This is a genomic window from Sphingopyxis sp. BSNA05 (assembly GCF_013265645.1).
GTDB lineage: Bacteria > Pseudomonadota > Alphaproteobacteria > Sphingomonadales > Sphingomonadaceae > Parasphingorhabdus.
In genome coordinates, this window is sequence record NZ_PYIA01000041.1 from 22,774 (window position 1) to 48,714 (window position 25,941).

Annotated in this window: 27 protein-coding genes, 1 tRNA gene and 2 pseudogenes; 23 read left to right on the top strand and 7 right to left on the bottom strand. The window is 57.4% G+C overall.

Going from position 1 to position 25,941, the window contains the following annotated elements:
- Nucleotides 1-240: 240 nt before the first annotated feature.
- From radA to C8024_RS04765, 4 genes are read left to right on the top strand one after another with little or no spacing between them, the layout of a single operon-like run.
- A complete protein-coding gene (gene radA, locus C8024_RS04750; protein WP_159643706.1) occupies nucleotides 241-1,605 on the top strand; it encodes a DNA repair protein RadA in 1,365 nt (454 codons plus the stop codon).
- A gap of 9 nt (nucleotides 1,606-1,614) precedes the next feature.
- Nucleotides 1,615-2,139 carry a CvpA family protein gene (locus tag C8024_RS04755; protein ID WP_173203197.1) on the top strand — a complete coding sequence of 175 codons (525 nt, stop codon included), beginning with the start codon at nucleotides 1,615-1,617 and terminating at the stop codon, nucleotides 2,137-2,139.
- Nucleotides 2,136-2,576: an iron-sulfur cluster assembly scaffold protein gene (locus C8024_RS04760; RefSeq protein WP_173203199.1), complete on the top strand. Its 441-nt coding sequence runs from the start codon at nucleotides 2,136-2,138 to the stop codon at nucleotides 2,574-2,576. Before C8024_RS04755 ends, C8024_RS04760 begins: the two co-directional genes overlap by 4 nt.
- A 3-nt stretch (nucleotides 2,577-2,579) precedes the next feature.
- Entirely contained in the window at nucleotides 2,580-4,346 is a 1,767-nt protein-coding gene (locus C8024_RS04765; RefSeq protein WP_100094319.1) for a monovalent cation:proton antiporter-2 (CPA2) family protein, read from the top strand.
- Between the two features lie 21 nt (nucleotides 4,347-4,367).
- Here C8024_RS04765 and aroB read toward each other — a convergent pair whose 3' ends face one another.
- Nucleotides 4,368-5,468: a 3-dehydroquinate synthase gene (gene aroB, locus C8024_RS04770; protein ID WP_173203200.1), complete on the bottom strand. Its 1,101-nt coding sequence runs from the start codon at nucleotides 5,466-5,468 to the stop codon at nucleotides 4,368-4,370.
- Entirely contained in the window at nucleotides 5,465-5,974 is a 510-nt protein-coding gene (locus C8024_RS04775) for a shikimate kinase (RefSeq protein WP_367947152.1), read from the bottom strand. Before C8024_RS04775 ends, aroB begins: the two co-directional genes overlap by 4 nt.
- A 157-nt stretch (nucleotides 5,975-6,131) precedes the next feature.
- Here C8024_RS04775 and C8024_RS22495 point away from each other — a divergent pair, with 157 nt between their 5' ends.
- The 6 genes from C8024_RS22495 to C8024_RS04800 all read left to right on the top strand — a co-directional run bounded on the left by C8024_RS22495 (nucleotide 6,132) and on the right by C8024_RS04800 (nucleotide 11,653).
- The gene (locus C8024_RS22495; protein ID WP_302051592.1) at nucleotides 6,132-6,266 is read left to right on the top strand and encodes a hypothetical protein; all 135 of its coding nucleotides are present in this window, start codon (nucleotides 6,132-6,134) and stop codon (nucleotides 6,264-6,266) included.
- 324 nt (nucleotides 6,267-6,590) lie between these two features.
- Nucleotides 6,591-7,196 carry a hypothetical protein gene (locus C8024_RS04780; RefSeq protein WP_173203204.1) on the top strand — a complete coding sequence of 202 codons (606 nt, stop codon included), beginning with the start codon at nucleotides 6,591-6,593 and terminating at the stop codon, nucleotides 7,194-7,196.
- Nucleotides 7,193-8,098: a hypothetical protein gene (locus C8024_RS04785; RefSeq protein ID WP_173203206.1), complete on the top strand. Its 906-nt coding sequence runs from the start codon at nucleotides 7,193-7,195 to the stop codon at nucleotides 8,096-8,098. Before C8024_RS04780 ends, C8024_RS04785 begins: the two co-directional genes overlap by 4 nt.
- 68 nt (nucleotides 8,099-8,166) lie before the next feature.
- Nucleotides 8,167-9,063: a tyrosine recombinase gene (locus tag C8024_RS04790; RefSeq protein WP_173203208.1), complete on the top strand. Its 897-nt coding sequence runs from the start codon at nucleotides 8,167-8,169 to the stop codon at nucleotides 9,061-9,063.
- A gap of 31 nt (nucleotides 9,064-9,094) precedes the next feature.
- Nucleotides 9,095-10,042 (top strand): acetyl-CoA carboxylase carboxyltransferase subunit alpha, encoded by a 948-nt coding sequence (locus C8024_RS04795; RefSeq protein WP_100094323.1) that lies wholly within the window; start codon nucleotides 9,095-9,097, stop codon nucleotides 10,040-10,042.
- A 111-nt stretch (nucleotides 10,043-10,153) separates the two neighbouring features.
- Nucleotides 10,154-11,653, top strand: a complete 1,500-nt coding sequence (locus tag C8024_RS04800; protein WP_173203210.1) for a M48 family metalloprotease — start codon at nucleotides 10,154-10,156, stop codon at nucleotides 11,651-11,653.
- A 109-nt stretch (nucleotides 11,654-11,762) separates the two neighbouring features.
- Here C8024_RS04800 and C8024_RS04805 read toward each other — a convergent pair whose 3' ends face one another.
- Both C8024_RS04805 and C8024_RS04810 read right to left on the bottom strand, forming a co-directional pair.
- Nucleotides 11,763-11,927 (bottom strand): Flp family type IVb pilin, encoded by a 165-nt coding sequence (locus C8024_RS04805; RefSeq protein ID WP_100094325.1) that lies wholly within the window; start codon nucleotides 11,925-11,927, stop codon nucleotides 11,763-11,765.
- 113 nt (nucleotides 11,928-12,040) lie between these two features.
- Nucleotides 12,041-12,193 carry a Flp family type IVb pilin gene (locus C8024_RS04810; RefSeq protein WP_173203232.1) on the bottom strand — a complete coding sequence of 51 codons (153 nt, stop codon included), beginning with the start codon at nucleotides 12,191-12,193 and terminating at the stop codon, nucleotides 12,041-12,043.
- Nucleotides 12,194-12,325: 132 nt separating this feature from the next.
- Here C8024_RS04810 and C8024_RS04815 point away from each other — a divergent pair, with 132 nt between their 5' ends.
- Complete coding sequence (locus C8024_RS04815) at nucleotides 12,326-12,727, top strand: (deoxy)nucleoside triphosphate pyrophosphohydrolase (protein ID WP_173203234.1); 402 nt, start codon at nucleotides 12,326-12,328, stop codon at nucleotides 12,725-12,727.
- On the opposite strand, the gene C8024_RS04820 is transcribed toward C8024_RS04815, so the two are convergent.
- Entirely contained in the window at nucleotides 12,724-13,602 is an 879-nt protein-coding gene (locus tag C8024_RS04820) for a methyltransferase domain-containing protein (RefSeq protein WP_173203212.1), read from the bottom strand. The two genes, C8024_RS04815 and C8024_RS04820, sit on opposite strands and share 4 nt — an antisense overlap.
- A gap of 40 nt (nucleotides 13,603-13,642) precedes the next feature.
- Between C8024_RS04820 and C8024_RS04825 the strand changes: the two genes are divergently transcribed.
- The 6 genes and pseudogenes from C8024_RS04825 to C8024_RS04850 all read left to right on the top strand — a co-directional run.
- Nucleotides 13,643-14,359, top strand: coding sequence for a ComF family protein (locus C8024_RS04825; protein ID WP_367947153.1), 717 nt, complete (start codon nucleotides 13,643-13,645; stop codon nucleotides 14,357-14,359).
- A 98-nt stretch (nucleotides 14,360-14,457) separates the two neighbouring features.
- Nucleotides 14,458-14,715 (top strand): glutaredoxin 3, encoded by a 258-nt coding sequence (gene grxC / locus C8024_RS04830; protein ID WP_173203214.1) that lies wholly within the window; start codon nucleotides 14,458-14,460, stop codon nucleotides 14,713-14,715.
- Between the two features lie 6 nt (nucleotides 14,716-14,721).
- Nucleotides 14,722-15,555, top strand: coding sequence for a carbon-nitrogen hydrolase family protein (locus C8024_RS04835; RefSeq protein ID WP_173203216.1), 834 nt, complete (start codon nucleotides 14,722-14,724; stop codon nucleotides 15,553-15,555).
- Nucleotides 15,552-16,049, top strand: a complete 498-nt coding sequence (locus C8024_RS04840) for a DUF1178 family protein (protein WP_100094332.1) — start codon at nucleotides 15,552-15,554, stop codon at nucleotides 16,047-16,049. Before C8024_RS04835 ends, C8024_RS04840 begins: the two co-directional genes overlap by 4 nt.
- A gap of 42 nt (nucleotides 16,050-16,091) precedes the next feature.
- A tRNA-Arg gene (locus C8024_RS04845) sits at nucleotides 16,092-16,168 on the top strand.
- A gap of 374 nt (nucleotides 16,169-16,542) precedes the next feature.
- Nucleotides 16,543-16,752, top strand: a pseudogene (locus C8024_RS04850) (aldehyde dehydrogenase family protein); the annotation flags it as partial.
- A gap of 128 nt (nucleotides 16,753-16,880) precedes the next feature.
- On the opposite strand, the gene C8024_RS04855 reads toward C8024_RS04850, so the two are convergent.
- Nucleotides 16,881-17,996: a hypothetical protein gene (locus C8024_RS04855; RefSeq protein WP_173203218.1), complete on the bottom strand. Its 1,116-nt coding sequence runs from the start codon at nucleotides 17,994-17,996 to the stop codon at nucleotides 16,881-16,883.
- A 229-nt stretch (nucleotides 17,997-18,225) separates the two neighbouring features.
- Between C8024_RS04855 and cysD the strand changes: the two are divergent.
- The 3 genes and pseudogenes from cysD to C8024_RS04870 all read left to right on the top strand — a co-directional run bounded on the left by cysD (nucleotide 18,226) and on the right by C8024_RS04870 (nucleotide 21,749).
- Nucleotides 18,226-19,084, top strand: a pseudogene (gene cysD / locus C8024_RS04860) (sulfate adenylyltransferase subunit CysD).
- Nucleotides 19,084-21,009 carry a sulfate adenylyltransferase subunit CysN gene (cysN, locus tag C8024_RS04865; protein WP_173203220.1) on the top strand — a complete coding sequence of 642 codons (1,926 nt, stop codon included), beginning with the start codon at nucleotides 19,084-19,086 and terminating at the stop codon, nucleotides 21,007-21,009. The pseudogene cysD and the gene cysN overlap by 1 nt, the downstream one beginning before the upstream one ends.
- Complete coding sequence (locus C8024_RS04870) at nucleotides 21,006-21,749, top strand: 3'(2'),5'-bisphosphate nucleotidase CysQ (RefSeq protein WP_254305567.1); 744 nt, start codon at nucleotides 21,006-21,008, stop codon at nucleotides 21,747-21,749. The genes cysN and C8024_RS04870 overlap by 4 nt, the downstream gene beginning before the upstream one ends.
- A gap of 143 nt (nucleotides 21,750-21,892) precedes the next feature.
- On the opposite strand, the gene C8024_RS04875 is transcribed toward C8024_RS04870, so the two are convergent.
- Nucleotides 21,893-22,678: a response regulator gene (locus C8024_RS04875; protein WP_173203222.1), complete on the bottom strand. Its 786-nt coding sequence runs from the start codon at nucleotides 22,676-22,678 to the stop codon at nucleotides 21,893-21,895.
- Between the two features lie 424 nt (nucleotides 22,679-23,102).
- On the opposite strand from C8024_RS04875, the gene C8024_RS04880 reads away from it, so the two are divergent.
- From C8024_RS04880 to C8024_RS04890, 3 genes are read left to right on the top strand one after another with little or no spacing between them, the layout of a single operon-like run.
- Nucleotides 23,103-23,501 (top strand): PleD family two-component system response regulator, encoded by a 399-nt coding sequence (locus tag C8024_RS04880; RefSeq protein WP_173203224.1) that lies wholly within the window; start codon nucleotides 23,103-23,105, stop codon nucleotides 23,499-23,501.
- A 53-nt stretch (nucleotides 23,502-23,554) separates the two neighbouring features.
- A complete protein-coding gene (locus tag C8024_RS04885; protein WP_173203226.1) occupies nucleotides 23,555-25,441 on the top strand; it encodes a CHASE domain-containing protein in 1,887 nt (628 codons plus the stop codon).
- Entirely contained in the window at nucleotides 25,408-25,773 is a 366-nt protein-coding gene (locus tag C8024_RS04890; RefSeq protein ID WP_173203228.1) for a response regulator, read from the top strand. Before C8024_RS04885 ends, C8024_RS04890 begins: the two co-directional genes overlap by 34 nt.
- Nucleotides 25,774-25,941 lie beyond the last annotated feature (168 nt).

Genomic DNA, 25,941 nt, shown 5'->3' on the forward strand with positions numbered 1-25,941 from the left:
CGGACCCCGCTTCCACCAGACAGGGAGGGCTTTCCTACAGCACAACCTCTTTGCTATGGTCGAACCATGAACCGGAAACAGGATAGTCAGGCGGGCGAGAGCAATCTGGCCCGTGGCGTTTCGCACGTCTCCACAAGCTGAAATCAATTTCCCGCTTAGGGGGTGTGACCCGTGTGACCCTGTTTTAATTTTTGAGGCAAAAGCACTGGCGTTCCTTATTTGTTCTGCTAGATAAATCCCATGGCCAAACCGAAGAAAAAATATGTCTGTCAGAATTGCGGCTCGATCGCGCATCGCTGGGAAGGGCAGTGCGGCGATTGCGGCGAGTGGAATACGCTGGTCGAGGAAGCGGGCGAAACTGTCTTTGCCTCGAAGCATAATCTGCAGAGCGGCGGGCGCGAGGTGCGGCTCGTCGGGCTCGACAGCGAAATCGCGCTGCCGGACCGGAAAAAGACCGGTATCGCCGAATTTGACCGCGCCGTTGGTGGCGGTCTGGTGGCTGGCTCTGCAACGCTGATGGGCGGCGATCCGGGGATCGGCAAATCGACTCTCCTGCTGCAGGTTTCGGCCCGGCTGGCCGATGCGGGACTTTCGGTGGCCTATATTTCGGGCGAGGAAGCGGCGGATCAGGTGCGGTTGCGGGCGCGACGTCTGGGGCTGGGCAAGGCACCGGTGAAGCTTGCCTCGGCGACTTCTGTCCGTGACATATTGACGACCCTGGGCCGCGACGCGCCGGATTTCGTCGTAATCGATTCGATCCAGACCATGCACAGCGATCTGATCGAAGGCGCGCCGGGGACGGTCAGCCAGGTACGCGCGTCGGCACAGGAAATCATCAAATTTGCCAAGGAACATGGCACGATGGTGATGCTCGTCGGCCATGTCACCAAGGACGGCAATATCGCCGGTCCGCGTGTGCTCGAACATATGGTCGATACGGTGATGAGCTTTGAGGGCGAGCGCAGTCACCAATATCGTATCCTTCGCTCGATCAAGAACCGCTTCGGCGGCACCGATGAAATCGGTGTGTTCGCGATGGAAGAAAAAGGCCTCACCGAAGTGGCCAATCCCTCCGCCCTGTTCCTCACCGACCGCAGCGAGGAAGTGACCGGCGCTACCGTGTTCCCGGCAATGGAAGGCACAAGGCCGGTGCTGGTGGAAATACAGGCGCTGACGGTCCGGCTGGCGAGTGGCGCAACCCCGCGGCGCTCGGTGGTCGGGTGGGACAGTTCGCGGCTGGCGATGATCCTGGCGGTGCTGGAAGCGCGCTGCGGGCTGAGCTTCTCCGGGGCGGAAGTCTATCTCAATGTCGCGGGCGGCTATCGGCTGACCGATCCCGCCGCCGATCTGGCGGTGGCGGCGGCGCTGATCTCGGCCCATGCCGAGCGTCCGATGCCCAGCGATGCCGTGATCTTCGGAGAAATTGCGCTGTCCGGCGAGATACGCCCGGTCTCGCGCACGCCGTTGCGGTTGAAGGAAGCCTCCAAGCTCGGTTTCGACCGCGCGCTGATCCCGGCATCCGGCGAGAAAAGCAGCGACAGCATGAAGAAACTGCAATTCGCCAAACTCGCCAATCTCGTTGACCATATGCTCGACCGTGACTAGCTAGAGCCCATGACGGGTCTTGATATATTTGTACTGGTTCTGATGGGCGGCGCCGCGGTTCTCGGATTCCTCAGGGGATTCGTCCAGGAAGCGCTTTCGCTGATCGTCTGGATATTGGTCGTGCTCGGGGTGCGGATGCTGCATATGCCGATCTACGAGCGGCTGATCAGCCCGGTGGGCAGCGAGAGCGGAGCCTCGGTGCTGGCGTTCGCGTCGATCGTGATTGTCATTTATGCGCTGGGCCGCTGGCTGGCTCGCTCGATTGGCGCGCGCTCTCGGAAATCCGTACTGGGTCCCATCGATCGCGTGCTGGGTTTCGGTTTCGGCATGATCAAGGGCCTGATAGGCGCGACGCTGATCTATCTGCTGGTGGTACTTGTCTATGACACAATCTATAGTGCGGATGAGCCTCGACCGGAATGGCTCGAGGCATCCCGCACCTATCCACTGCTCCATGCGAGCGGAAAGGCGATGATAGACTTTGTCGAGGAACAGCGGAAAGCGGACGACGAGCAAGCGGTAACGGATCAATGAGCGGCGTGCTTTACACCCGCGAGATTCTGCGTCTGGCCGTGTCGATTCCGAATCAGCAAAGACTGGATAGACCCGATGGCACGGCAGAACTTCGGTCGCGGACCTGCGGCAGCAAAGTCACGGCGGACGTGATGCTCGGCGATGAAGGCGAGTTGCAGGATATCGGTCTCGAAATAAGCGCCTGCGCGCTGGGGCAGGCCTCTGCCGCCATATTGGGGGCGCAAGCCATCGGCAGGACGGCCGCGGACATCAGCGCTGTGCGAGACAATCTGGCAGCGTTTCTGGAGGGGTCAGGCGACTCTCCCGGTGAGTGGCCGGATATGGATAAACTGACGGCGGCCCGGGATCACAAGGGCCGTCATGCCGCGATATTGCTTCCCTATGATGCGGTGATCGCGGCTTGCGCCGATGCCGCTGCCAAACGAAAGGCGGCCTGATCGATGGAAAGCGAAACCCATATGGCCGATCTGTTGCTGGGCGGCTTCGTCATGCTCGGCGCGGCTCTGGTGATGGTGCTGATCTTCCGGCGGTTCGGCATCGGTGCGGTTCTCGGCTATCTGATTGCAGGGGTCCTGATCGGCCCGCATGGCTTCCAGCTGATCAGCAACGCCCGGACGATCCTGGAATTTTCCGAGATCGGCATCATACTCCTGCTCTTCATCGTCGGGCTGGAACTGGCACCGGCGCGGCTCATGCGCTTGCGGCAGGCAATCTTTGGCCTGGGCATGAGCCAGGTGGTGTTGTGCGGTATCGCGCTATTCCTGCTGATCATGGCGACGACCAATTTTACGCTCGCGGCATCGATTGCCATCGGCCTGCCGCTGGCGCTCTCCTCAACCGCGCAGGTGCTGCCGATGCTGCAATCCTCCGGCAGGCTGAACACGCCGACCGGGGAAAAAGCCTTCTCGATCCTGCTGTTTCAGGATCTCTCGATCATTCCGCTTCTGACCATCATCGCGGCACTCTCGCGCGCGCCTCAGGACGAAGGCGGCCCGTCCGGATGGATGACCGCGTTTTACGCGATACTGGCTATCGGCGGACTGATCCTGGCCGGCAAATATCTGTTGCAGCCGCTGCTCAAGGTGATCGGCCGGATTGCCGAACGGGAACTGTTCATCGTCGCCGGTCTGGTGGCTGTTCTCGGTGGCGCAACGCTGATGGAATTTATCGGGCTTTCGCCGGCCCTCGGCGCGTTCATCGCCGGGGTGATGCTCGCCAACTCGCCCTATCGGCACGAGCTGGAAGCCGATATCGATCCGTTCCGCTCGCTCTTGCTCGGCTTCTTCTTCCTCGCTGTCGGCATGATGCTGGACGTCAATGTCGTACTCGAAAACCCCGGCTTCGTGCTTGGCGCGGCGATTGTGCTGGTTGCCGTCAAGATCGCGATCATATTCGGGCTGGGCAAGCTGTTCGGCATGGAAACCAATCCGGCGCTGGCGATGGGCATGTTGCTCAGCCAGGGCGGAGAATTCGGCTTTGTACTGTTCTCCGAAGCCGAAAAGGCGCTACTGATCGAACCCGAGGCCAGCAGCCTGTTCGGTGCGATCATCACGATTTCCATGGCCACGACACCCTTCCTGATGCTGCTCGCGCGCCGGTTCAGCAATGGTGGTACCAACTCGTCCACCAATCTCGAAGATCCGGCCAATGCAGACCGGGCGCCGGTGATCGTGGTCGGACAGGGACGGTTCGGGCAGACGGTCTCACAAATGTTGATGGCAGCGAAAATTCCGCTGACGCTGATCGACATCAAACCGGAACAGATCGATCTTCACGAACGGTTCGGCGCCAAGGTCTTTTACGGAGACGGGACCCGTATTGACCTCCTGCGACGGGCCGGTGCCGATGACGCGGACGCCATCGTCTTCTGCATGGACGACCAGAATTTCGGCCCGGAACAGGCGCGGGCCATTGTGCAGTCTTTCCCGGAAACCAAGATGTTCGTTCGAGTCTATGACCGCCGCCAGCTGATCGCACTCAAGGGGCTTGGCATCGTCGGGATGAAGCGGGAGATGTTTGAATCGGCGATCCATCTCGCACGCCAGGCCATGTTCGCAATCGATCTGGACAGCAGCCTGATCGAAGAGGTGGAGGAGGAATTCCGTCAGCGCGATTGCGACCGTCTGGAAGCGCAGATGAAATCGGGCGGTGACATGCTCGCAGGTGCGGAACTCAGGTTCGAAAATAATCCGGGACAAAAATCCTGACGATCGGCCTGGCGGCGCTACTCAGGTCGATTCGTCCAGGAAGGTAGCAACGTCATCCAGATCGACGTCCTTGGCGAGGAAGGACTGACCGATACCGTTGGCAAGCAGGAAGGGCAGGGTACCGCCGCTCATTTTCTTGTCGTGCATCATATGGGCGACGAGCCGCTGGCCGGAAGCCCGCACCGAAGCGGTAGACAGGTCGTGCGGCAGATTGACCGCCTGTAAATGGGCTTTGACGCGCTCCGCATCCGCCGGATCGCAATGGCCGCGGCGGACCGAATATGCAAAGGCCAGCGCCATGCCGGCAGCAACGGCTTCGCCATGGACCAGCTTGTCGGAAAAGCCCGTCTCGGCTTCCAGCGCGTGACCGAAAGTGTGCCCGAGATTGAGCAGGGCGCGACGTCCGCTGAGTTCCTTCTCGTCTTCTCCGACGATCTGGGCCTTGGCCCCTACGCTGTGGATGATCGCCTTGCTGAGAGCTTCCGGGTCGCGGTTCAGGACCTTGCCGCCATTGGCTTCGCACCAGGCGAAGAAAGTGGCGTCGCTGATCAGGCCATATTTGACCACTTCGGCATAGCCGGCGCGCAATTCCCGGTCCGGCAGGCTGTTCAGCACGAGCGGGTCAATCAGCACGAAGCGTGGCTGGTTGAAACTGCCGATCAGATTCTTGCCGGCCGAGCTGTTGATAGCGGTCTTGCCGCCAACGCTGCTGTCGACCTGCGCGAGCAGGCTGGTGGGGATCTGGACGAAGCCGCAGCCGCGCTTGACGATCGCCGCGGCAAAGCCGGTGAGATCACCGATAACGCCGCCACCGAGTGCCACCAGCGTATCGGAACGTTCAGCGCCTTCGGCCAAAAGCCAGTCGGTAACCAGTTCAAGCTGCCGCCAGCTCTTGCTCGATTCCCCGGCAAACAGGCTTTTGACGACAAGCGCGATCCCGCTTCCGGCAAAGGCTTGCTGCAATCGCGGCAGCAGATGCGCCTCGACATTCGCGTCCGTCAGGATGAACAATCGCCGATTGCTGGCAAATTGCTGCAAATGCGAGGCGGCCTGATCCAGAGCCCCCGGCTCGACCAATATGGGATAGCTATGTTCGCCAAGTTCGACGGTGATCTGGGTCAACGCTGTAATGCCTCGATTATCTTTTCAACGGTTATCTCATGGGGCGAATCATTGCCCGTGACATGGATATGCGCGGTGGCATAAACGGGATTCCGGACTGCTGCCAGTTCGGCCAATATCTTTGCCGGATCGCCGGTTTTCAACAACGGTCTGGTATTGCGGCGGGCGACGCGCTTCACCAGAGTCTCCAGATCGGCATCCAGCCAGATGGAGATAGCTTTCTCGAGGATCAGCGCGCGCGTTTCATCATTCATGAAGGCGCCGCCGCCAGTGGCGATAATCTGCCGTTCGCCCTCCATCAGCCGCGCAATGACGCGCCGTTCGCCGTCGCGGAAATAGTCCTCGCCGAAGCGGCTGAAGATTTCTTCAACCGTCAGTCCGGCGGCCTGTTCGATCTCCTCGTCGGCATCAACAAAGCCGAGGCCCAGCCGTTTGGCCAGACGGCGGCCGACCGTCGTTTTGCCCACTCCCATCAACCCGACCAGCACAATCGGCTGATCCGGCACAAAATCCGGTGTTTCACCGGAATTTCCGTCTGATTTGTCGAAAGAGGCTTTTATGTTTTGTCCATTCGGGCAAAGGCTATACAAGGGTTGGCTACTGGTGCAAATTCCAATGCTGGCCATGCTAGTTTTTAACCGTTTGAAAGATTGAGTTACATCGATGCCGCGTCAGTTGGTTTTTCTAATTTTGTTTGTTGCAATCCTGATCGGTGCGGCACTGGCCTTTGCTTCGATGGATGTCGAACAACCACTGCAACCGGTTGAAAAGCCGGTAATTGGTGACGATCTGCAATAAGATGCATATGCGGATCAAGCATATTTCTTTGGCCGCTGTCAGTCTCGGCGCGCTCTTTGCGGCGATTCCGGTCTTGGGACAGAATTCTCCGGAATCGCTCCTGCCTCCTGGATTTGGCGAGCCCGCTCCTGCTCCCACCCCGGCCCCAAGGCCCACGCCTCCAAGTCTTCCGACACCCGCCCCTGGACCGATTCCGGCGCGACCGGTCTCTCCTCCCGCAAGTCAGCCCTCCGCGCCGCCGCCGAGGACCGGAATGTACAGGAAACCGATCTGGACCGGTCCTTACTGGCGCTAGACGAGAATGGGGAACTCGATCTGAACGCGTTGGATGACGCGCTCCAGCCCCAATATACCCTGTCCGCAGGCGAGCGGCGGTCGATGACGGAAATCGGCGTCTTGACTCCTCAATATAACGGTCTGCCAAAAGACGCTTTCGGACAAGAGGGCGGGCAATATCTGACCAATTTGATCAGAAACCTTCATGGTCCAATCATTTCCCGCTGGGGTTCCATATTGCTGCGCCGCACGCTGCTCAGCAAGGTTGTCAGTCCTGAAAATGTAAATCCGGCGGACTGGGCCGCCGAACGTGCCTGGCGGCTGTTGCTCATGGGTGAAGCCGATGCTGCACGTTCGCTGGTTTTGAAGGTGGATGGTGGCAACTATACACCACGCCTTTACGAGGTGGCGATGCAGGCGCATCTGGCTACGGCCGACCCTGCTGGCATCTGCCCGCTGGTAGATGGGGGGCTCGGGTCAGCGATGCGCCGACTTGGATCATGTTCCGGCCGATATGCGCTTCTCTCACCGGGGAGCAGAGCCGTGCGACCAGCCTTTTGCAACAGGCAAGGCGCGACAAGATTGCGACAGGTATTGATTATCTGCTTGCTGAAAAGACAATTGGTGCCGGGTTCGAAGGTCGGCGCGCTGTGACCATTCTTTGGGATGATATAGAATATTTCAACAACTGGCGCTTCGGTCTGGGCGCTGCGACCGGTGTTGAACCGCCGGATCGTCTATATGCACAGGCCGGACGCCATGTGCAGGGCTGGCGCGCGCGGGCACCAATGCTTTCGATCGATTCCCGGATGAAAGCAGCTGATATCGCCGCCGCGATCGGAGTATTCTCGAACCAGGCGATGGTTGATCTGTACGCCGCTGCCTATGATGATCCGGAGACCGGTGATGACCGGAAGGCGCTGGCTTCGACATTGCGTCAAGCTTATACCAACGACACCGCACAATCTCGGCTCGGTGCAATGCGCGATCTTTGGGGACGCTCCAACGGCTCGCTTACCCGATATTCCGCAAAGATATTGACCGCCCGTGCTGCAGCAAAAATCCCTCCCTCAGCCGCGCTGGGCGACGAGAGTGCCGATCTAATCGCTTCGATGCTTTCTGCGGGTCTTGACCGTAGCGCCGCACGATGGGCCGATATCGTCGATCAAGGGAGCGACGGCTGGGCGCTTCTGGTTGTTGCAACCCCGACGAGAGCGGCACCCGTCACATATGATGCGCTGGATGATTTTGGCGGCAATGATGAGAGTGACGGGCAATTACGCAGCAAATTCCTGCTGGCTGCGGTCGCTGGACTGGGCAAAGCGGACCAACAGACCATTGACGAATTTGCGGCTGACCTGGATTTGAACCTGGGGCGCACCACGAAGTGGACGAGGGCGATCCAGTCTGCCGCGCGGCGCGGCCAGTCGGGAACGGTGGCATTGCTTGCCGCGGTTGGCATGCAAGGCCGCGACTGGAACGCCATGTCGCCGTTGCATCTGTTTCACATCACGCAAAGCCTGAAGCAGGTCGCTTGGAGCCAGAAGCGCGGATGATTGCAGCCGAAGCCCTGACGCGGACCTAGGCTTTGCTTTGACCACGATCAGGTCTATTCGGGCATGTTATGAGCGATGATGCCAATCTGATCGAACGATTTCTGGAGATGCTCGTGGCGGAAGCCGGTGCATCGCAACACACTTTATCGGCATATCGCACAGATCTGCAGCAAGCATCGGAATTGACCGGCGGACGATTGTCCAGCGCGAATCGCGAAATGATCAAGAGATTGCCGTCCCACTGGCGCAAGCTGCAGAATAGCACGGTGGCCCGGAAATCTTCCAGCCTGAGGCGCTTCTTCGGCTTTCTCGTGGAGGAAGGCTTTCGCGTCGATGATCCTTCCGATGCTCTTCCGAAGCCGGGACTGGTCCGGTCCTTGCCGAAGACCCTGTCGCACGCCGAGGTCGCGGCATTGTTCCAGTTAATTGCGGATGGGTTGAAGAGCGAACCAGTCAAACCGTCGGTGGTCAGGCTTTCCGCGATTATGGAACTGCTTTATGGCTCAGGGCTCAGGGCAAGCGAACTTGTCGGTTTGCGGCGATCAGCGATTGTCGGCGACAAGCCCTTTCTGATCATTATGGGCAAAGGCGACAAGGAACGGCTGGTGCCGATTTCCCATCAGGCCCGGAGCGCCGTCCGACGGTGGGCTGAACTTGTTGATTCCCGGGAGAAATGGCTTTTTCCTTCGCGAACGGGCCATATCAGTCGGGTTAGGCTGTTCCAGATTATCAAGGATCACGCTGCCCGGTCCGGGATAAACCCCACGAAGATCAGTCCGCATGTACTGCGCCATGCTTTTGCTACTCATTTGTTGGAGGGTGGTGCAGACTTGCGGGCCTTGCAGACGCTGCTCGGGCACAGTGACATAAGCACCACGCAAATCTATACGCATATCGACAGTGCCCGTCTGGTTGAATTGGTGAATAATCGTCATCCATTGAACCAACTGGATCTCGCGCGTTGACGTTTTGCCTGTCCGGTTCTAACTCGTTTTCATGACATCTTATCTCGATTTTGAAAAACCGATCGCCGCCCTGGAAGCCCGAATTCTGGAACTCAGGGATACGGCTGACGAAGGCTCTCTTGATATCGAAACGGAAATCGAGAAGCTGCAGGTCAAATCTGCCAAAATGTTGAGCGACACTTATGCGAAATTGTCGCCTTGGCAAAAGACGCAGGTCGCGCGTCATCCGGAGCGTCCGCATTTCAAGGATTTTACCGCGGGTCTGTTCGACGAGTTCATTCCGCTCGGCGGTGACCGGAATTTTGGTGACGATCAAGCCATCATTGGCGGCTTCGCCCGATTGGGAGACCGCCGACTGGTCGTGATTGGCCATGAAAAGGGTGATAATACCGAAAGCCGCTTGCGGCATAATTTCGGGATGGGCAAACCGGAGGGATATCGCAAGGCGATCCGCCTGATGGATATGGCGGATCGTTTCTCGCTTCCCGTCCTGACGCTGGTTGATACATCCGGGGCTTTCCCAGGCGTGTCGGCCGAAGAACGGGGGCAGGCCGAAGCTATCGCTCGTTCAACGGAAAAATGCCTTTCGCTCGGCGTTCCCATGGTGGCCATCATCGTCGGTGAAGGCGGTTCTGGTGGTGCTGTTGCTTTGGCTGCGGCGGAAAGAGTGCTGATGTTCGAGCATGCTGTTTATTCCGTCATTTCTCCGGAAGGCTGCGCCTCAATTCTCTGGCGCACGGGAGACAAGGCCGATGTCGCCGCCGATGCCATGCAGATCACGGCGCAGAATCTCAAGAAACTGGGCGTTGTCGACCGGATCGTCGATGAGCCGGTAGGCGGCGCGCACCGCAACCGGACCCTGGCTATCGCATCGCTTGGTCGGGCGATTGAGGAAGAGTTTGAGCAGCTCGGAAAGCTTGATCGCGAAGAGCTGAGGCGGCTGCGGCGCGAGAAATTCCTGGAAATCGGGGCGCTTTGAGCAAGAGAATGTAGGTTCTGCGTCGCTCACGGCGTACGAAACGTCATTTTACAAGAGGAACTCTTTACCAGTTGATCAGTTCTTATACACTGCGACCATGAGGAGCTGGATATGAGACAATTTTCGACAAAACTAATGAGTGCTGCTGGCGTTATTGCGCTCGTCGCTTGCACAGGTAGCGGTGCGGACGCCGGTGCTGTCAACTCGGCAGGCAGCCAGGCTGGCGAGGCGCGGTCGATTTCGGCGGCGGAAAAACAGAAAGGCGCGGAAGCCCATCCGCAATTGCTGGAGGAATTCGGCGGCGCATATACAGGACCACAGGTCGGCTATGTTGTCGGCGTTGGACAAAATATAGCCGTCCAGTCAGGGCTCGGCAACGCGCGAAGCGATTTCACCGTTACGCTGTTGAACAGTCCAGTAAACAACGCATTCGCGATTCCGGGAGGTTATGTCTATCTTACCCGGCAGTTGATGGCGTTGATGAACGATGAAGCAGAAATGGCTGGCGTTCTCGGACATGAAGTTGGTCATGTTGCCGCGCGGCATAGTGAAAAACGCCAGAAAGCAGCGACGCGGAACAGCATTTTGGGGGTTTTGGGCCAAATCGGCTCGCAGATATTGTTGGGGGATTCCTCGCTCGGCCGCATTGGCCAAGAAATTTTCGGGACCGGCAGCCAGCTTCTGACGCTGAAATATTCCCGCAAGCAGGAATATGAGGCGGACGATCTGGGTATCCGCTATCTGGCATCGGCCGGATATGATCCGCAGGCGCTGTCATCCATGCTATATTCGTTGGCAGCACAATCCGCGATCGACGCGCGCGCGGCCGGCCGCGATGCCCGTAGCGCCCCCGAATGGGCCAGCACCCATCCCGACCCGGCCCGCCGGGTGACGCGCGCGGCGACCAATGCAAGCAAGCTGACCCGCAGCGGCGGGGTCCGCAACCGCGACCAGTTTCTGCAAAATCTCGATGGTATTCTCTACGGCGATGACCCGAAGCAGGGGGTGATCGAGGGGAACAGCTTCCTCCACCGCGATCTCAAGCTGAAATTCACCGTCCCGAACGGCTTCTCGATGCAAAATGGCGCGCGCGCGGTCTCGATCTCGGGCTCCGGCGGGCAAGGCCAGTTTACCACCGGCGCCTATAACGGGAATATGACCAGCTATATCGATATGGCGTTCAAGAGCCTTGCGGGCGAAGGAAAAACCATAGCCTATGGCAATATCGAGAGAACCACGGTCAACGGGCTGCCTGCAGCTTATGCAATGGCGCGGGTGGACAGCAGCAATGGCCAGGTCGATGTGACCGTATTTGCTTATGAATTTTCAAAAAGCAGCGCGTTTCATTTTGCCACGATCGCCCCGGCCGGAAGCGCCGCGGTCTTCTCGCCCATGTATCAGAGTATCAACCGGCTTTCCGCCAATGAGGCTGCCGCAATCCGGTCCCGCAAGGTTGATGTCGTCACGGTGAAAAGCGGCGACACGATCTCGAGCCTTGCGTCGCGCATGGCCTATAGCAATTATCAGCAGGACCGGTTCTTGGTGCTGAACCGGCTCAACGCGAATGACGGGTTGCGCGTCGGTCAGAAGGTGAAGATCATCACTTATTGATCGCCACGTGCCGGCTGATGCCGACTTATTGCGTCAAGCTGGTTTCTTCGGGCACAAAAAAGACGGCAGCCGCAAGGCTGCCGTCCTCTTTGCTTGGTTAATCCGAAGATTAGCCAGCCATCGAGTTATCGACTTCTTTGAAGGTGTTGCTGAGGGTGTTACCCAGCTGACCCATTGCAACGATGGCTGCAACAGCGATCAGAGCAGCAATCAGGCCATATTCAATAGCCGTTGCGCCTTCTTCATTCTTGAACATTTTACGTACGAATTTCATGTCTGGTCTCCTAGATTTGACAAACTTCACTTACCCTATTGGATCCAATTCACATCCAATGTTCAACAACTTAAACCAAAAACCTTACCAAGATTTTAAGTCCGAAAACACAATTACGAAACGTCGGTTACCTCGTTGGCAACGTCATCCCACATACCGACCGTCCTGTTGGCGACACCGGCAATCGAAACAAGCACGGTCAGTGCTATGAGAGCCAGTATCAATCCATATTCAACAGCCGTTGCGCCCTTGTCGGAAAGATATATTTTTTCAAAAAATCAAACATGTCTCTCTCAACGCGGATAAAGTTCTGCTAAGTCGTGAACATCCCCCGTTTCACAGAAATGGATTAACAAAATCCTTACATCGCATAAAATAATGGAAAAATCCCGACATTGCTGTTTGTCGTCGCCGCTGCACTGGTCGACCGGAATGGCAGAATTCTGGTGCAGAAGCGCCCCGAAGGCAAGCCGATGGCGGGGCTCTGGGAGTTTCCCGGCGGCAAGGTTGAAAGAGGCGAGACTCCGGAGACGGCCCTGGTGCGCGAGCTGAAAGAAGAGCTGGGCATAGATGTCGACGAAGCGGATCTGGAACCCGTAGCGTTCGCCAGCGAAGCCCTGGGAGACCGGCATCTGATCCTCCTCCTTTATAAGAGCCGAACCTGGGCCGGGGATGTTCGCAATGCGGAGTCGCAGGATGTGCAATGGCTGGAGATAGATGTCATTCGCGAATTACCGATGCCGCCAGCCGATGGCCCGCTGGTTCAGAAATTATCGGAAAGTCTCGGCAATCCGGCCTAGCCGTCTGGCTGGCGCTTGCCTTTCCCCGCAAGGGTCGTGCTAAGCGATACCTGGCCGCTTCCCCGGCGTGCCGGTTTTGGCTGGTCGGGATGGGGTGCCCAGGCGCAAAGATAGAGTAGAGTGACGCTTTCCGCGAACTTCCCGTCGGCTGCGGCCTGTGCCTGGAACAGCGACAACACTTTTTTATAAACTTTACGTCCGATCGAGGAGAGCCCGCCGGAGAGTATATTGCTTCCCCCGACATCCCTTATGTCCGAGATGAGACGCCCGAGTTCCGCATAGTTCAGACGCAATTGGTCGCTGTCGGCAACCGGCATTGTCAGGCCCGCACGGGCCATGAGATCACCAGCCGTGCGTACGTCGACCTGCGGATGGATATGGGACGAAACCCGGTCTTCCTCGGCCGCCATCAATATCGATTTCAGCGACGTAAAGCTCTCTGCACAGACAAGGGCCGCCAGCATCAGACCATCTGGGACCAAAATCCTGCGGCTCAGAACAAGCGCGCCTGGCAGGTCATTGACGGTATCGAGCGAACCGATGTTGATGATCAGGTCAAAACTGTGATCGGCAAAGGGCAGGCGATCATCATCGCAGATCACGCCGCCCTGCGCGCGCGCCAGCAGGGAACTGGAATCCGCGGATAATACCGTCATGCCCCGCGCTCGCAGCTCGTCTTCGAACTGTCGCGCGGGCAGGCCGATTACCAGTGCTCGCCGAAAGTCGCGCTTCACGACATCAAGTCGTTCCAGAATTTCCTCGGCCATGATCCGCGAAAAGAAATCGTCACCCTTTGCCCGCGCATAGGCGCGATCGCGGACGATACGGCGCCGTTTGCGATCAAAAATTTCGCTATGGTTGACTGTATCGGTCATAGGGTCTTGCGGCTTTAGGAGCGCCCGCCAAAAAGATCAAATGCCGTTACGAGCCATCTTCAGACCGATCCTCGATTTCGCCTTGCCGCCCCGATGCCCGATATGCGGCGTCACCGTCGAGACGGACAATCACTTCTGCCTGTCCTGCTGGCAGCAGCTCGACTTTGTTGCAAAACCGTGGTGCGCCGCATGCGGCCTGCCGCTGGTCTTCGACCATCCCGGGGAAAATCTATGCGCAAAATGCCTGGTGGACCGGCCCGCCCACGACGGGGTGCGGGCGGTGGTACGCTATGACGACCTGAGTTCGTTGATCGCGATGCGGCTGAAATATGGCACGCGCCTGGGGCTCGCCAAACTGATCGCCGAACAGCTGCAGAAACATGTCGCGGACCACGCGGACAATGCCATCCTCGTTCCGGTCCCGTTGCACCGGTCACGGTTGTGGCGTCGCGGGTTCAACCAGTCGGTTCTGATCGGCCGGGAAATCGCCCGCAGTTCCGGTATCGCACTGGACCATGACGTGATCATTCGCAGCAAGGTGACGCCTCCGCTGAGGGGGATGAGCGGTCAGCAACGGCGGAAGACCGTCGACAGGGCATTTGCACTGCGCCCGGACGCGCAGCAAATCCTTGCCGGCAAGTCGGTTCTGCTGGTCGACGATGTCTATACAAGCGGTTCGACCAGCAATGCCTGTGCGCGGTTGCTGAAAAAGCGGGTGCCAATCAGGTGCTCGTATTCTGCTGGGCACGGGTTATAGGCAATAGCGAAAATATCTGAAATGCTGGCCCAGCAGTGATTGCTTGAATTTGCCGTGCGGACAGCCCATTTGCAGATTCAAGGTAGAAAGAGCAAATTATGGCTAAAGTTGAAATATATACCAAATTTACCTGTGGCTTCTGCTTTCGTGCGAAAGCCTTGCTGGAAGGCAAGAATGTCAGTTTCGATGAAACGGACATCAGCATGGGTGGCGAGAAACGCGAGGAGATGATCCAGCGGTCCGGCGGCAGAATGACGGTGCCGCAGATATTCATCGATGACCGTCATATCGGCGGATCGGACGATCTGGCTGCCCTGGACCGGTCGGGCGAGCTCGACGCGCTTCTGGCGGGCTGAACCGGGTTGAAAATCGCGCTGGCCCAGATGAACAGCGGTATTGTTCCGGAGGACAATGCCGACCAACTCTGTTCGTCCATTGCGGAAGCCGCTGCGGGTGGCGCTACCGTGATCTTCACCCCCGAAATGAGCGGACTGCTGGACCGGGACCGGTCACGCGCGGCATCGGCGATTCGCAGCGAACCGGAGGATGCGGTCCTGTCCGCCGTCCGGTCTGCGGCGCAGAAGGCGGGGATATGGGTGCAACTGGGCTCGCTGGCGATCAAGAACCCGGATGATCCCGGTGCGAAATGGAACAACCGCTCCTATCTGATCAACCCTCGGGGCGATATCACCGCGCGCTATGACAAGATCCACCTGTTCGACGTTGATCTTGGTCCTGATGAATCGCAGCGGGAATCCTCGGCCTATGCCGGCGGACGCAACGCAGTGGTTGCGCCGGTTGGCGAAGCGACACTTGGCCTGTCGATTTGCTATGATCTCCGCTTTCCGGCTCTGTACGAGGCCCTGACCAATGCGGGCGCGGACATATTGTCGGTACCCGCTGCCTTTACCGTGCCCACCGGGAAGGCCCATTGGCAAATCTTGCTGCGTGCCCGCGCGATCGAGGCAGGGGCCTTTGTCGTCGCAGCCGCGCAATATGGCCAGCACGAAGATGGCCGGTCAACTTACGGCCATTCGATGGTCGTCGATCCCTGGGGCGACATCCTCCTCGACATGGGGGAGGGGGCAGGGATAGGTTTCTGCGACCTGGATATCGGGCAGGTAAAGGCGGTGCGTTCACGCATTCCTGCCGTTGCCAATCGCAAAAGCTTTGCCAAGCCGGTACCAACAAGATGATTATTTTTGACCTGATCTGCGCCGATGGCGAGCATCGATTCGAGGGCTGGTTCGGATCCTCGGACGATTATGCCGATCAACAGGCTCGCGGCCTGCTGGACTGTCCCGTGTGCGGCAGCGGCAATATTGCCAAGGCGGTGATGGCCCCAAATCTGGGCCGCAAAGGCAATCAGCAAGCCGCGTCGGCCAGACCTGCGGAAGAGCGTACCGAAATGCCGGTCGCTGCCAAGCCGGTTTCCAATGACGTGGCGGTGCCGGCCGAATATCGGGAAATCATCGGCAAACTGGCCGAAGCGCAAGAAAAGATGCTGGCCAGTTCCGAATGGGTCGGTGACAAATTTGCCGATCGGGCGCGCGACATTCATTATGGCGACGCGGAGGAGAAACCGATCCACGGCACGGCCTCGCAGGAAGAAGTGGCCGATCTGGCAGAAGAAGGCATTGCGGCGCTTCCGCTGCCGCTGCCGGTCTTGCCGCCCGAATCGAAAAATTGACTGTGGCATGCGCCCGCCGATCTGGCTAAACATGCCGCCACAGCGCCCGTAGCTCAGTCGGATAGAGCATCAGATTCCTAATCTGGGGGCCACAGGTTCGAATCCTGTCGGGCGCACCAATATTTTCAATGACTTAGATGAAATTTCAAGAAAGCTTGAAAGGCTTAGGCTCGGTATAGGCTCGTATTTTATTCTGTGACGATGGCACCTGTTTGTAGGGTTGTGCCAGCTGTTAGTAATGCTAGCCATCAAATGGCGCAAATATGCATGGATTTCCTTCGGGAAGTCGGCGAGGTTTTCGACGGGAAGGTCGTCGCTGGTAAAGATCTGCAGATTTTCTAACGCGCAAGGTCGCGGGAAATAGTTTATATTGTGAAGGGCGCCGTGATCGATATGTCATCGGCCCCGGCAATAGGGTTGAGAGGGGTTCCCGGTGCGATTCATCAGGACCAAGATCAACGTCGAACAGGTGGATCTTGTCATAGCGCGCGGTGATACCGCCCGAGGGTTGGGTGTTGCCCGTCAGATCCGGTCGGGGATCTGCCATGTAAATGGTGCGACCGTGCACGACGAGGCGCAGATGCCCTTCGGCGGCGTCGGCGCGTCCGGCTATGGCCGCTTTGGCGGCAAGGCCGGTATCGACAGCTTCACCCAATTGCGCTGGATCACTATGGAGACCCAGCCCGGGCATTATCCCATTTGAGGAGCAGAGCGGCGAGAGCATAGCTAAGCGAGCAATATTCTGCCGGCGAAAGCCGGCGACCGGATATGAGAGTGAATATGCACTCAGCCGGTCTGGATCGACCTCGACAGCCGGACCTCAATCAGGGTTCACGCGCTATGTAGAGAGGCCCGATAGTCGGAACGATATTCGACAGCTCTGCTCCCGGGCGTGCTCATCATTCTGCGTGGCCCTCCGGCTATCAGTCCCGCCACTGCGTCAGGCCAGTGCAACGATGCTCGCCAGAATGAGCCGAACAAGATCGGCCTGTCCGCGGGTTCCGGTTTTGCGTAAATCCGTTTTGAATAGAGTCGCGTGGTCTCGTGGGTAAGGCCCAGCAGCGTTGCTGCTTCCCGGATTGTCACGCCATGACTGATATGCAGGGCCAGGCGGGCTTCCTGCAGGGTCAGGCCGAAAAGATTGGCGAGATGCTGGCTGCGCTCGGCGTTGCTGGTTCGCTCGCCGTGAACAAAGGCAATAGCAACCGGCTGGAGCGCACCGGGCAGATCGGCCGGCGGGTTGGTGAGCAACATGTCCAGCCATGGTTCGTCCGACAGATGGACCGAGCGGACAACGGTTTCCCCCGCTTGACGCAATTTCAGAAATTTGCGCAATACACCCTGCGCGTCGGCCTGCTCGGCCACGAGACGTCCGTCCGGCGATTTGCGTAGGGTTTGCGCTTCCTGCACCAGGGCTTCTGCCTGTTCGCTCATGTCAATGACCCGGCCGGACCCATCAAGCATGAACCAGCCGAAATTCAATCGCATGATCGCATCGGCAGAAATCCCCGCTTTCAGCCGTTGTCTTTCCAGTTCGGCATGGGTGCCGGCGGCAATCGCCAGATGATTGGCAAGCGATCCCAGCAGCGCGCCGTCACTCGCCGAAAAATCGCTCTTCTTGCGCCCGAGCGAAATCCAGATCTGTCCGCCATTGGGTTCAGTCACACGCATGTTGCGGGCAAAACGGATATCGGGATCCTGCATGAACAGCGTCTTGAAGCGGCTTTGCAGGGGGTCGCTCGAGTCTATGAATTCGTTCAGCGAATAGACCCGGTTTGGCCGCATGGCCTTGTGCGGGAGCGCTTGCGAATTGCCGAATTCCTGTCGGTAGATTTCGTTGATATCCCCCAGGTCGTCGTCGACAGCGGGAATCCGGACCGATTGCAACCAGTCATGATCGCCCTGAAACAGCAGTCTTGCATAATCGGCGGCGGTTCTGCGACGCAACTGCTCCAGAAATTCCTCCCACGGGGCGCCCCGAGGGTGCCGCGATGCAACGCGGCGACCAGGTCATGTTCTTCGCTGTAGATTACGGCCATTTCTCGTGCATATCCCATTTGGGAACTACATGCCAGTCGAAAGCGGCTATTGTGTCCGGGAACGATCAAGGATGGAATGACAAGTGACCCGTATCTTAACCCATTTGGAGCGGCTTGAGGCTGAAGCCATTCACATTATGCGAGAAGTGATGGCCGATGCGCAGAAGCCGGTGATGATGTACAGCGTCGGTAAGGACAGCGCGGTGCTGCTGCATCTGGCCAAAAAGGCATTTTATCCTTCGCCACCGCCGTTTCCCCTGCTCCATGTCGATACGACATGGAAATTCAAGGACATGTACGCGCTGCGTGAAAAGGCGGCGCAGGATGCCGGGATGGAGTTGATCGTGCATCACAATGCCGAAGCTCAGGAACGGGGAATCAATCCGTTCGACCATGGCCCGCTGCACACCGATATGTGGAAGACCGAAGGGCTGAAACAGGCCCTCGACCTGCACGGATTTGACGTGGCCTTCGGGGGCGCGCGTCGCGACGAGGAAAAAGTCGGGCTAAGGAACGGATTTTTCCTTCCGCACTGCCAGCCACGGATGGGACCCGAAAAACCAGCGGCCCGAATTGTGGAATCTCTACAACGCCAGGAAGGCGAAGGGGGAAAGCATTCGCGTCTTCCCGATCAGCAACTGGACCGAGCTGGATATCTGGCAATATATCATGGCCGAGAATATCGAGATCGTACCGCTTTATTTTGCGGCACCCCGTCCGACCTATATTCATGAAGGTGGTCTGTTCATGGCGGATGATCTGGACCGGCTGGAAAAGGTCATGGGCAGGAAGCCCGAAATCACCACGCGTTCGGTCCGTTTTCGCACCTTGGGCTGTTTCCCGTTGACCGGTGCCGTCGAGAGTTCGGCATCGACGCTGTCCGAAGTCATTCAGGAAATGCTGCTGACAACCACCAGCGAACGCCAGGGGCGGATCATCGACAAGGATGAAGGCGGTGCTGGCATGGAGAAGAAGAAGCAGGAGGGCTATTTCTGATGACCGAACAGACCGGAAATGATCCGATTTACAAAACCGATGCGCTGATCGCCGAGGATATCGACGCCTATCTCGCGCAGCACCAGAACAAGGAACTGCTGCGTTTCATCACCTGCGGCAGCGTCGACGACGGCAAGAGCACGCTGATCGGCCGTTTGCTGTACGACAGCAAGATGATCTTTGAAGATCAGCTGACCGCGCTGGAAGCCGACAGCAAGAAGTCCGGCACCCAGGGGCAGGAGATTGATTTTGCCCTGCTGGTCGACGGTCTCGCCGCCGAGCGCGAACAGGGTATCACCATCGATGTTGCCTATCGTTTCTTCTCGACCGAAAAGCGCAAGTTCATTGTCGCCGATACGCCGGGCCACGAACAATATACGCGAAACATGGTGACGGGTGCATCGACTGCGGATGCTGCCGTCATACTGGTGGATGCCCGCAAGGGGATCTTGGTCCAGACGCGGCGCCATTCCTATCTGGCCCATCTGCTCGGGATCAAGAATCTGATTCTGGCGGTGAACAAGATGGACCTTGTCGACTTCAGTCAGGACATATTCGATTCAATCGTCGAAGATTATCGCGAATTTGCCGCAGAAATCGGCATCGAAAGCTTCACGGCGATCCCGATTTCCGGCTTCAAAGGCGACAATATCACCGAGGCCCCGTCGGCCCATACGCCTTGGTACGAGGGTCCCGCGCTTATCGCCCATCTCGAAAATATCGAGATCACGGCCACGGTTGCGCAGGATAAGCCGTTCCGGATGCCGGTCCAGTGGGTCAACCGTCCCAATCTTGACTTCCGCGGTTTCTCCGGGCTTGTTTCCGGGGGCACTGTGAAGCCGGGTGATCCTGTGCGCGTTGTGCCGTCGGGCAAGAACAGCCGGGTGAAGAGCATCGTGACTCTGGATGGCGAACTCGACGAAGCGGTCGCTGGCCAGTCGGTCACGATCACGCTGGAAGACGAAGTGGACTGTTCGCGTGGCGATGTAATCGCGGCGGCAGGGGATCCGCCCGAAGTTTCGGACCAGTTTGAATCCACGATCGTGTGGATGAGCGACGAAGCGTTGAAGCCCGGTCGCGGCTACTGGCTCAAGCTGGCGACGCAGACGGTCAGCGCGTCGGTCCAGGAGCCCAAATATGAGATCAACATCAACACGATGGAGCATCTCGCAGCCAAGACGCTGGAACTGAACGGCATCGGCGTGACCGAAATCCATACCGACAAACCGATCGTGTTCGAGGCTTATGCCGACAGCCGGCAACTTGGCGGTTTCATTTTGGTCGACAAGATTACCAATGCGACCGTCGCCGCCGGGATGTTGCATTTCAGCCTGCGACGTGCCGATAATGTCCACTGGCAGCCCACCACGATTACGCGGGAAGAACATGCGGCGCTGAAGAACCAGACCCCGCGGGTCCTGTGGTTCACCGGTCTTTCCGGCTCGGGCAAATCGACGATTGCCAACGAGGTCGAGAAAAGTCTCAATCTGATGAATCGCCACACATTCCTTCTCGACGGGGACAATGTGCGGCACGGATTGAACAAGGATCTCGGCTTTACCGAAGCGGACCGGATCGAGAATATCCGGCGCGTTGGCGAAGTCGCGAAATTGATGACCGATGCCGGATTGATCGTGCTGACAGCCTTTATCAGTCCGTTCCGCGCGGAACGGCAAATGGTGCGTGAAATGCTGTCCGATGGAGAGTTTATCGAGATATTTGTCGACACACCACTCGAGGTTGCCGAACAGCGCGACGTCAAGGGGCTCTACAAGAAAGCCCGCAGCGGCAAGCTCAAGAATTTCACCGGTATCGATAGCCCGTATGAATCTCCTGAAAACGCGGAAATTCGGGTGAATACCGTTGAAATGACCCCCACAGAAGCTGCCGAATATATCGTTCGCCAGATCATGCCGCTGAAATGAGTAAAATTATGACCGATGCCGATCTTGCCGCCCATCTTGCTCATGTTGCCGGACGAATTCTGCTCGAAGTTCGGGAAAGTGGAATGTTCGAGGGCAAAGCTCTCGGCAAAGCCGGAGACCAGACCGCCAACGAGTTTCTTGTCCATGCCTTGCGTCAGCAACGGCCGGAAGACGGACTGCTGTCGGAAGAAAGCAAGGATACCGATGAACGGCTCGACAAATCCCGTGTCTGGATCATCGATCCGGTCGATGGCACGCGGGAATATGGCGAAGCGCGCTCGGACTGGGCCGTGCATGTCGCACTGGCGATCGACGGGGTGGCCTCGGTCGGGGCCGTCGCGCTGCCGGGGCAGGATGGTGGCACTGTCCTGCGCAGCGACAAAGTCGGTGACCTGCGCGCGCATGACGGCCCGCCCCGGCTTGTCGTCAGCCGTACGCGGCCGGCAGCAGAAGCGGTTGCAGTAGCAGAGCGATTGGGCGGCGAATTATTGCCGATGGGTTCTGCCGGCGCAAAAGCCATGGCTGTGGTGCAGGGGGAAGCGGAAATCTATCTCCATTCGGGCGGGCAATATGAATGGGATAGTTGCGCGCCGGCAGCGGTCGCTTCGGCTTATGGTCTCCACTGCTCGCGGATTGACGGCTCGCCGCTGGTCTACAATCAGAAAGACACCTATATGCCCGATCTTCTGATCTGCAAAAAGGAATGGGCGGAAGCGGTGTTCGACGCACTGAACGCCTGACCGGGCAGGATTTTCGGCCTTATGGCTGAACGTTGCATCAGCGAAATCTGCGCTGTTGCCGCGGCCTGCGCACCCATAGGCTTTGATGAGGCGGTTCTGTTGTGCTGGCGATGGGTCAGTCAATCGGGGCCGCAATCAAAGTCTCACGCCGCTTCGAGCAGATTTTCCAGTGCGTTACGCATCTCATGGGGTCGTTCCGCCATTTCCCACTGTTTCAGCCCATCTTCGATCAGCTTTGCATGATTGCCCAGTTCCTGTTCGCCGAACATCGCAGCGGTCCCGGCAAGCTTGTGTAATTGCTCGCGAATTTGACGAGTTTCGGCATCGGAGAAAGTGCCTTGCTTCACGAAGCGGATCACGCTGTCGATCGCCGCTTCCCGGCGCAACCGGTAGCGCTCGAACAGATCATCGGAAATATCGCTGGTCAGTTCAGTTGCGGGGGATTTTTGTGGTTCCCGCTGCCGGGGCTTGAGCCAGTGTTGCAGAACGGTCTTGAGATCGGAAATATCGACGGGTTTTGATATATGCGCCTGCATCCCTGCCTCCAGGCAGTTTCGAATATCATCGCCAAATGCGTTTGCCGTGACTGCGATAATCGGCAGCTGTTCTGCCGATATTCCGCTGGTCCGGATTATGCGGGTGGCTTCATATCCGTCCATGAAGGGCATCTGGATATCCATCAGCACGAGATCAAACGGATTGTCTTCGGCTACCGACTGGCTAATTTGGGCAACGGCCTCGGTTCCATCCGAAGCCAGTTCGGTTTTATAGCCCAGTCGCTTGGTCATCGCCTGAATGAGAATTTGGTTCACATCATGATCTTCGACCAACAGCAGCCGGGCCTTTGCGGACAGGGAATTGTCAGCTGCAGATTTCCGAGCCAGGGGCGCATGTACGACCGCCCTGCCTATGTCCTGATCATGCTTCATGCTTTGTCCTTTCTTTTCGGGCCTGTGCCAATCAGGCTCCGATGTCGGTCAGGATTGTATTTGGCCCATGATGAAAGACGGTGATTCTGGGCTTCGATTAAGTATCGATATTCGCGTTGCTCGCTAGCGGGCCTGCCGCCAACGGCCGACGAACAGCTCTCCACCGCTATCTCCCTGCCTACCGATCCAGCGGAAGGACACTGATTTTCTGGTCCGAATTGTCAGAACTGGAGATGCAAAATCGCCAGCTATTCTGCCGGATATTGGCGTTGCTCACCTAATAGTTCGACCCAGAATGGTTAATTCTCGGCCGTTCGGTCCGTAATTACATCGAGACGTGATCAGGATCGATTTGATTTAAATCTATCTGTTTCAATTTTCCGCACCGGGTTGGGCGGGAAAGGCAAAGACAAAGGAACTGAAATTGGCCACTATCCTGTTTGCAGATGATGACGCCCTTCTGGGCGATCTGGTTTATCACAAGCTCGAGTCTTGCGGTCACAAGGTTGTTGTGGTTGACAATGGCTATAGCGTCCTGTCCGCCGCACTTCGGGCTCTGCCCGATCTTATCATTCTGGATAACCGTATGCCCGGACTAAGGGGACCGGAAGTCTTGCCCGTCCTCAAAAGGCAGGCAAGGACCTCTGCCATCCCGGTTCTGGTTCTGACCAGCCAGACAGGTAAAAACGCCATGGCTGAAGCCTTTCGGGCCGGCGCCGCAGATTATATGGCAAAACCGTTTCTGCCTCAGGATCTGGCTGATCGAATATCATCCCTGCTGGGTTCGCAGGAATCCCTGCAACAAGTTGGGCAACATTTATGAACGTGCCGTTGAAACGATTTGCTCGCAAGTTGCGAGAAAATGAAATTTTTCCCATGAACGTCACCACCGGCGCCACATTGCTGTTTGGTACGATCGTGTTGCTGGGTGTGACTATCTTTGCGTGGAATCTGACCAAGACAACCACATATGAACGTAATTTTGCCGCCTTTGAAACCTTGTCCAAAGACAGTGAACTGGCGCTTACCCACAGGATAGAATCTTATCGGCAAGCGCTGGATAGCGGTGCAGCCTTGTTCGCTTCATCCGATCGCGTCGCGATAAGCGACTGGAAGACTTTCGTCGATATTCTCAAGATCGAGGAAACACTGCCCGGTATCAACGGGATTGGCTATATCGAACAGGTCTTGCGCTCCAGGGAAAGCGCCTTTCTGGCCGATCTTTCTTCCCGCGGGGTCACCGATTTGGAGGTCTATCCGCGGACGCAATGGTCCGAGATATTGCCCATAACCTATATCGAGCCCATGTCGATCAACAAGGAAGCCGTGGGCCTGGATATCGGTTTCGAAGCAAACCGTCGCTCTGCGGCCTATCAGGCAAGGGACAGTGGCAAGGCGACCATCACGAAGCGCATATTTCTGGTACAGGACAAAGAGAAAAGTGCAGGGTTCCTGTTGCTTCGGCCCATTTATGAGTCCGGGCGTCCGCTGAATTCCGTATCGCAGCGCCGCGCCGCCTTCCGCGGCTGGGTCTACGCTCCGTTCATCGCTTCCCGGTTCATGAAGGGGCTCACTGCAAGTCAGGGCACGAATTTCCGGATCACCGTTTATGATGGCAAATCCACGAATGATTCAGAGCTGATTTTCGAGAGTAAATCAGACGCTGAGAAATCTCGTAAAGCGCGCTATTCGGTCACCAAAGTCTTGCCGATGATGGGGCAGGAATGGACTGTTTCCTGGGACAGCACACCGGAGTTCGAGGCCAATGTCGGAACGCAGGAGCCCAAGTTCGTTCTCATCGGCGGGCTGGCTCTTGTTCTCGCCTTCGCCACTCTGGTGATGTTCTATGCCCGCCGCGAAGCCTATGTGCGACAGGAGGTCAAGAACAAGACACAGATACTCGTCGACAAGGAGAGAGAGATCGTCAGCGCGCTCGAGGTTGCCAAGGCTGCGACTGGCGCAAAGTCCAAATTTCTGGCCAATATGAGTCATGAAATCCGTACCCCGATGAACGGTGTGATCGGTTTTACGCAATTGCTGGATGATGGAACACTGAACGAGACGCAAAAGAAATATGTCGGGCTGATCGCCGATTCCGGTTCGGCGATGATGACGTTGCTCAACGATATTCTGGATATTTCGAAGGTCGATTCCGGAGCGATGACAATTTCGCCCGAACCGTTTGACATTCGGCATTTGCTGAACAGTTGCGTCAAGATTTTTTCCCCCAATGCGGAGGAAAAGCATCTGACTATCCTCGTGGAGGTGGACAAGAATGTACCGCAATGGATTCAGGTGGACGGTTTCCGTTTGCGGCAGATCGTGATGAATCTTCTCGCCAATGCCATCAAATTCACGGAAACCGGATATATTACAATTTCGGCTTCGTTCAGCGAGGCAGACAAGCCGGAACTGTCTATCGCGGTGGCCGATACCGGCGTGGGTATTGCACCGGATCGACAGGAAGCAATTTTTGAACCGTTCATCCAGGAGGATGATTCCACCGCCAGAAAGCATGGTGGCAGCGGCCTGGGTCTGACAATCAGCAAGCAGCTGATCGAGCTCATGGGCGGTGCAATTCTTCTGGAAAGCTATGTCGGTCGCGGTTCGAAATTCACTGTGCAAATACCGGTTGACCGGCTGGAGCAGGGCGGGACCAAGAATCTTATTACATTCCCAAACCAACCGGAGTGCCCGGACAAAATGGCGCAAACGCGCTGCGCATTCTGGTGGCGGAGGACCACGATGTTAACCAGGTGCTGATCGGGGAAATGCTGACCAGGCTTGGCTATCAATATGAGCTGGCCGTCGATGGCGCAGAAGCGGTTGCCATGATCAGAAAAGCCGAATTTTCGGAAAATCAATATGATCTTGCCCTGATGGATTTGCAGATGCCCTATGTGGACGGGATCAAGGCGACAAGAATGGTTCGCGAGCAGGGGATTGATGCGAAAACGCTTCCGATCATCGCGCTGACCGCCAATGCGTTCGAGCAGGATATCGAACAATGTATCGCAGCGGGAATGCAGGCCCATCTCGCAAAACCACTGGCGATCGAGGCGCTGCGCAAGACAGTACTCGACTGGGCCGCCTGATGACATCGCGTCTGTGAATGAGCCAAAATGGCGTCATGCAAGGTGAAAGCGATAGCGAAATCCCGCAACAGAAACATCATGCCAGATCAACCTGGGTTGCATACCTTTTGATCCCACCCGAAGAAGGATGAACAAGTGCCCCATATTTTCGACAGTGCGGTTGAAGCA

Excerpts from the sequence above, each read along its gene's own strand:
- C8024_RS04795 (WP_100094323.1), top strand. The coding sequence starts at position 9,095 with ATGACATCTTATCTCGATTTTGAAAAACCGATCGCCGCCCTGGAAGCC.
- C8024_RS04755 (WP_173203197.1), top strand. The coding sequence starts at position 1,615 with ATGACGGGTCTTGATATATTTGTACTGGTTCTGATGGGCGGCGCCGCG.
- C8024_RS04800 (WP_173203210.1), top strand. The coding sequence starts at position 10,154 with ATGAGACAATTTTCGACAAAACTAATGAGTGCTGCTGGCGTTATTGCG.
- C8024_RS04805 (WP_100094325.1), bottom strand. The coding sequence starts at position 11,927 with ATGAAATTCGTACGTAAAATGTTCAAGAATGAAGAAGGCGCAACGGCT.
- C8024_RS04790 (WP_173203208.1), top strand. The coding sequence starts at position 8,167 with ATGAGCGATGATGCCAATCTGATCGAACGATTTCTGGAGATGCTCGTG.
- radA (WP_159643706.1), top strand. The coding sequence starts at position 241 with ATGGCCAAACCGAAGAAAAAATATGTCTGTCAGAATTGCGGCTCGATC.
- C8024_RS04820 (WP_173203212.1), bottom strand. The coding sequence starts at position 13,602 with ATGACCGATACAGTCAACCATAGCGAAATTTTTGATCGCAAACGGCGC.
- C8024_RS04870 (WP_254305567.1), top strand. The coding sequence starts at position 21,006 with ATGAGTAAAATTATGACCGATGCCGATCTTGCCGCCCATCTTGCTCAT.
- cysN (WP_173203220.1), top strand. The coding sequence starts at position 19,084 with ATGACCGAACAGACCGGAAATGATCCGATTTACAAAACCGATGCGCTG.
- C8024_RS04825 (WP_367947153.1), top strand. The coding sequence starts at position 13,643 with ATGCCGTTACGAGCCATCTTCAGACCGATCCTCGATTTCGCCTTGCCG.
- C8024_RS04840 (WP_100094332.1), top strand. The coding sequence starts at position 15,552 with ATGATTATTTTTGACCTGATCTGCGCCGATGGCGAGCATCGATTCGAG.
- grxC (WP_173203214.1), top strand. The coding sequence starts at position 14,458 with ATGGCTAAAGTTGAAATATATACCAAATTTACCTGTGGCTTCTGCTTT.
- C8024_RS04875 (WP_173203222.1), bottom strand. The coding sequence starts at position 22,678 with ATGAAGCATGATCAGGACATAGGCAGGGCGGTCGTACATGCGCCCCTG.
- C8024_RS22495 (WP_302051592.1), top strand. The coding sequence starts at position 6,132 with ATGCCGCGTCAGTTGGTTTTTCTAATTTTGTTTGTTGCAATCCTGATC.
- C8024_RS04760 (WP_173203199.1), top strand. The coding sequence starts at position 2,136 with ATGAGCGGCGTGCTTTACACCCGCGAGATTCTGCGTCTGGCCGTGTCG.
- C8024_RS04765 (WP_100094319.1), top strand. The coding sequence starts at position 2,580 with ATGGAAAGCGAAACCCATATGGCCGATCTGTTGCTGGGCGGCTTCGTC.
- C8024_RS04885 (WP_173203226.1), top strand. The coding sequence starts at position 23,555 with ATGAACGTCACCACCGGCGCCACATTGCTGTTTGGTACGATCGTGTTG.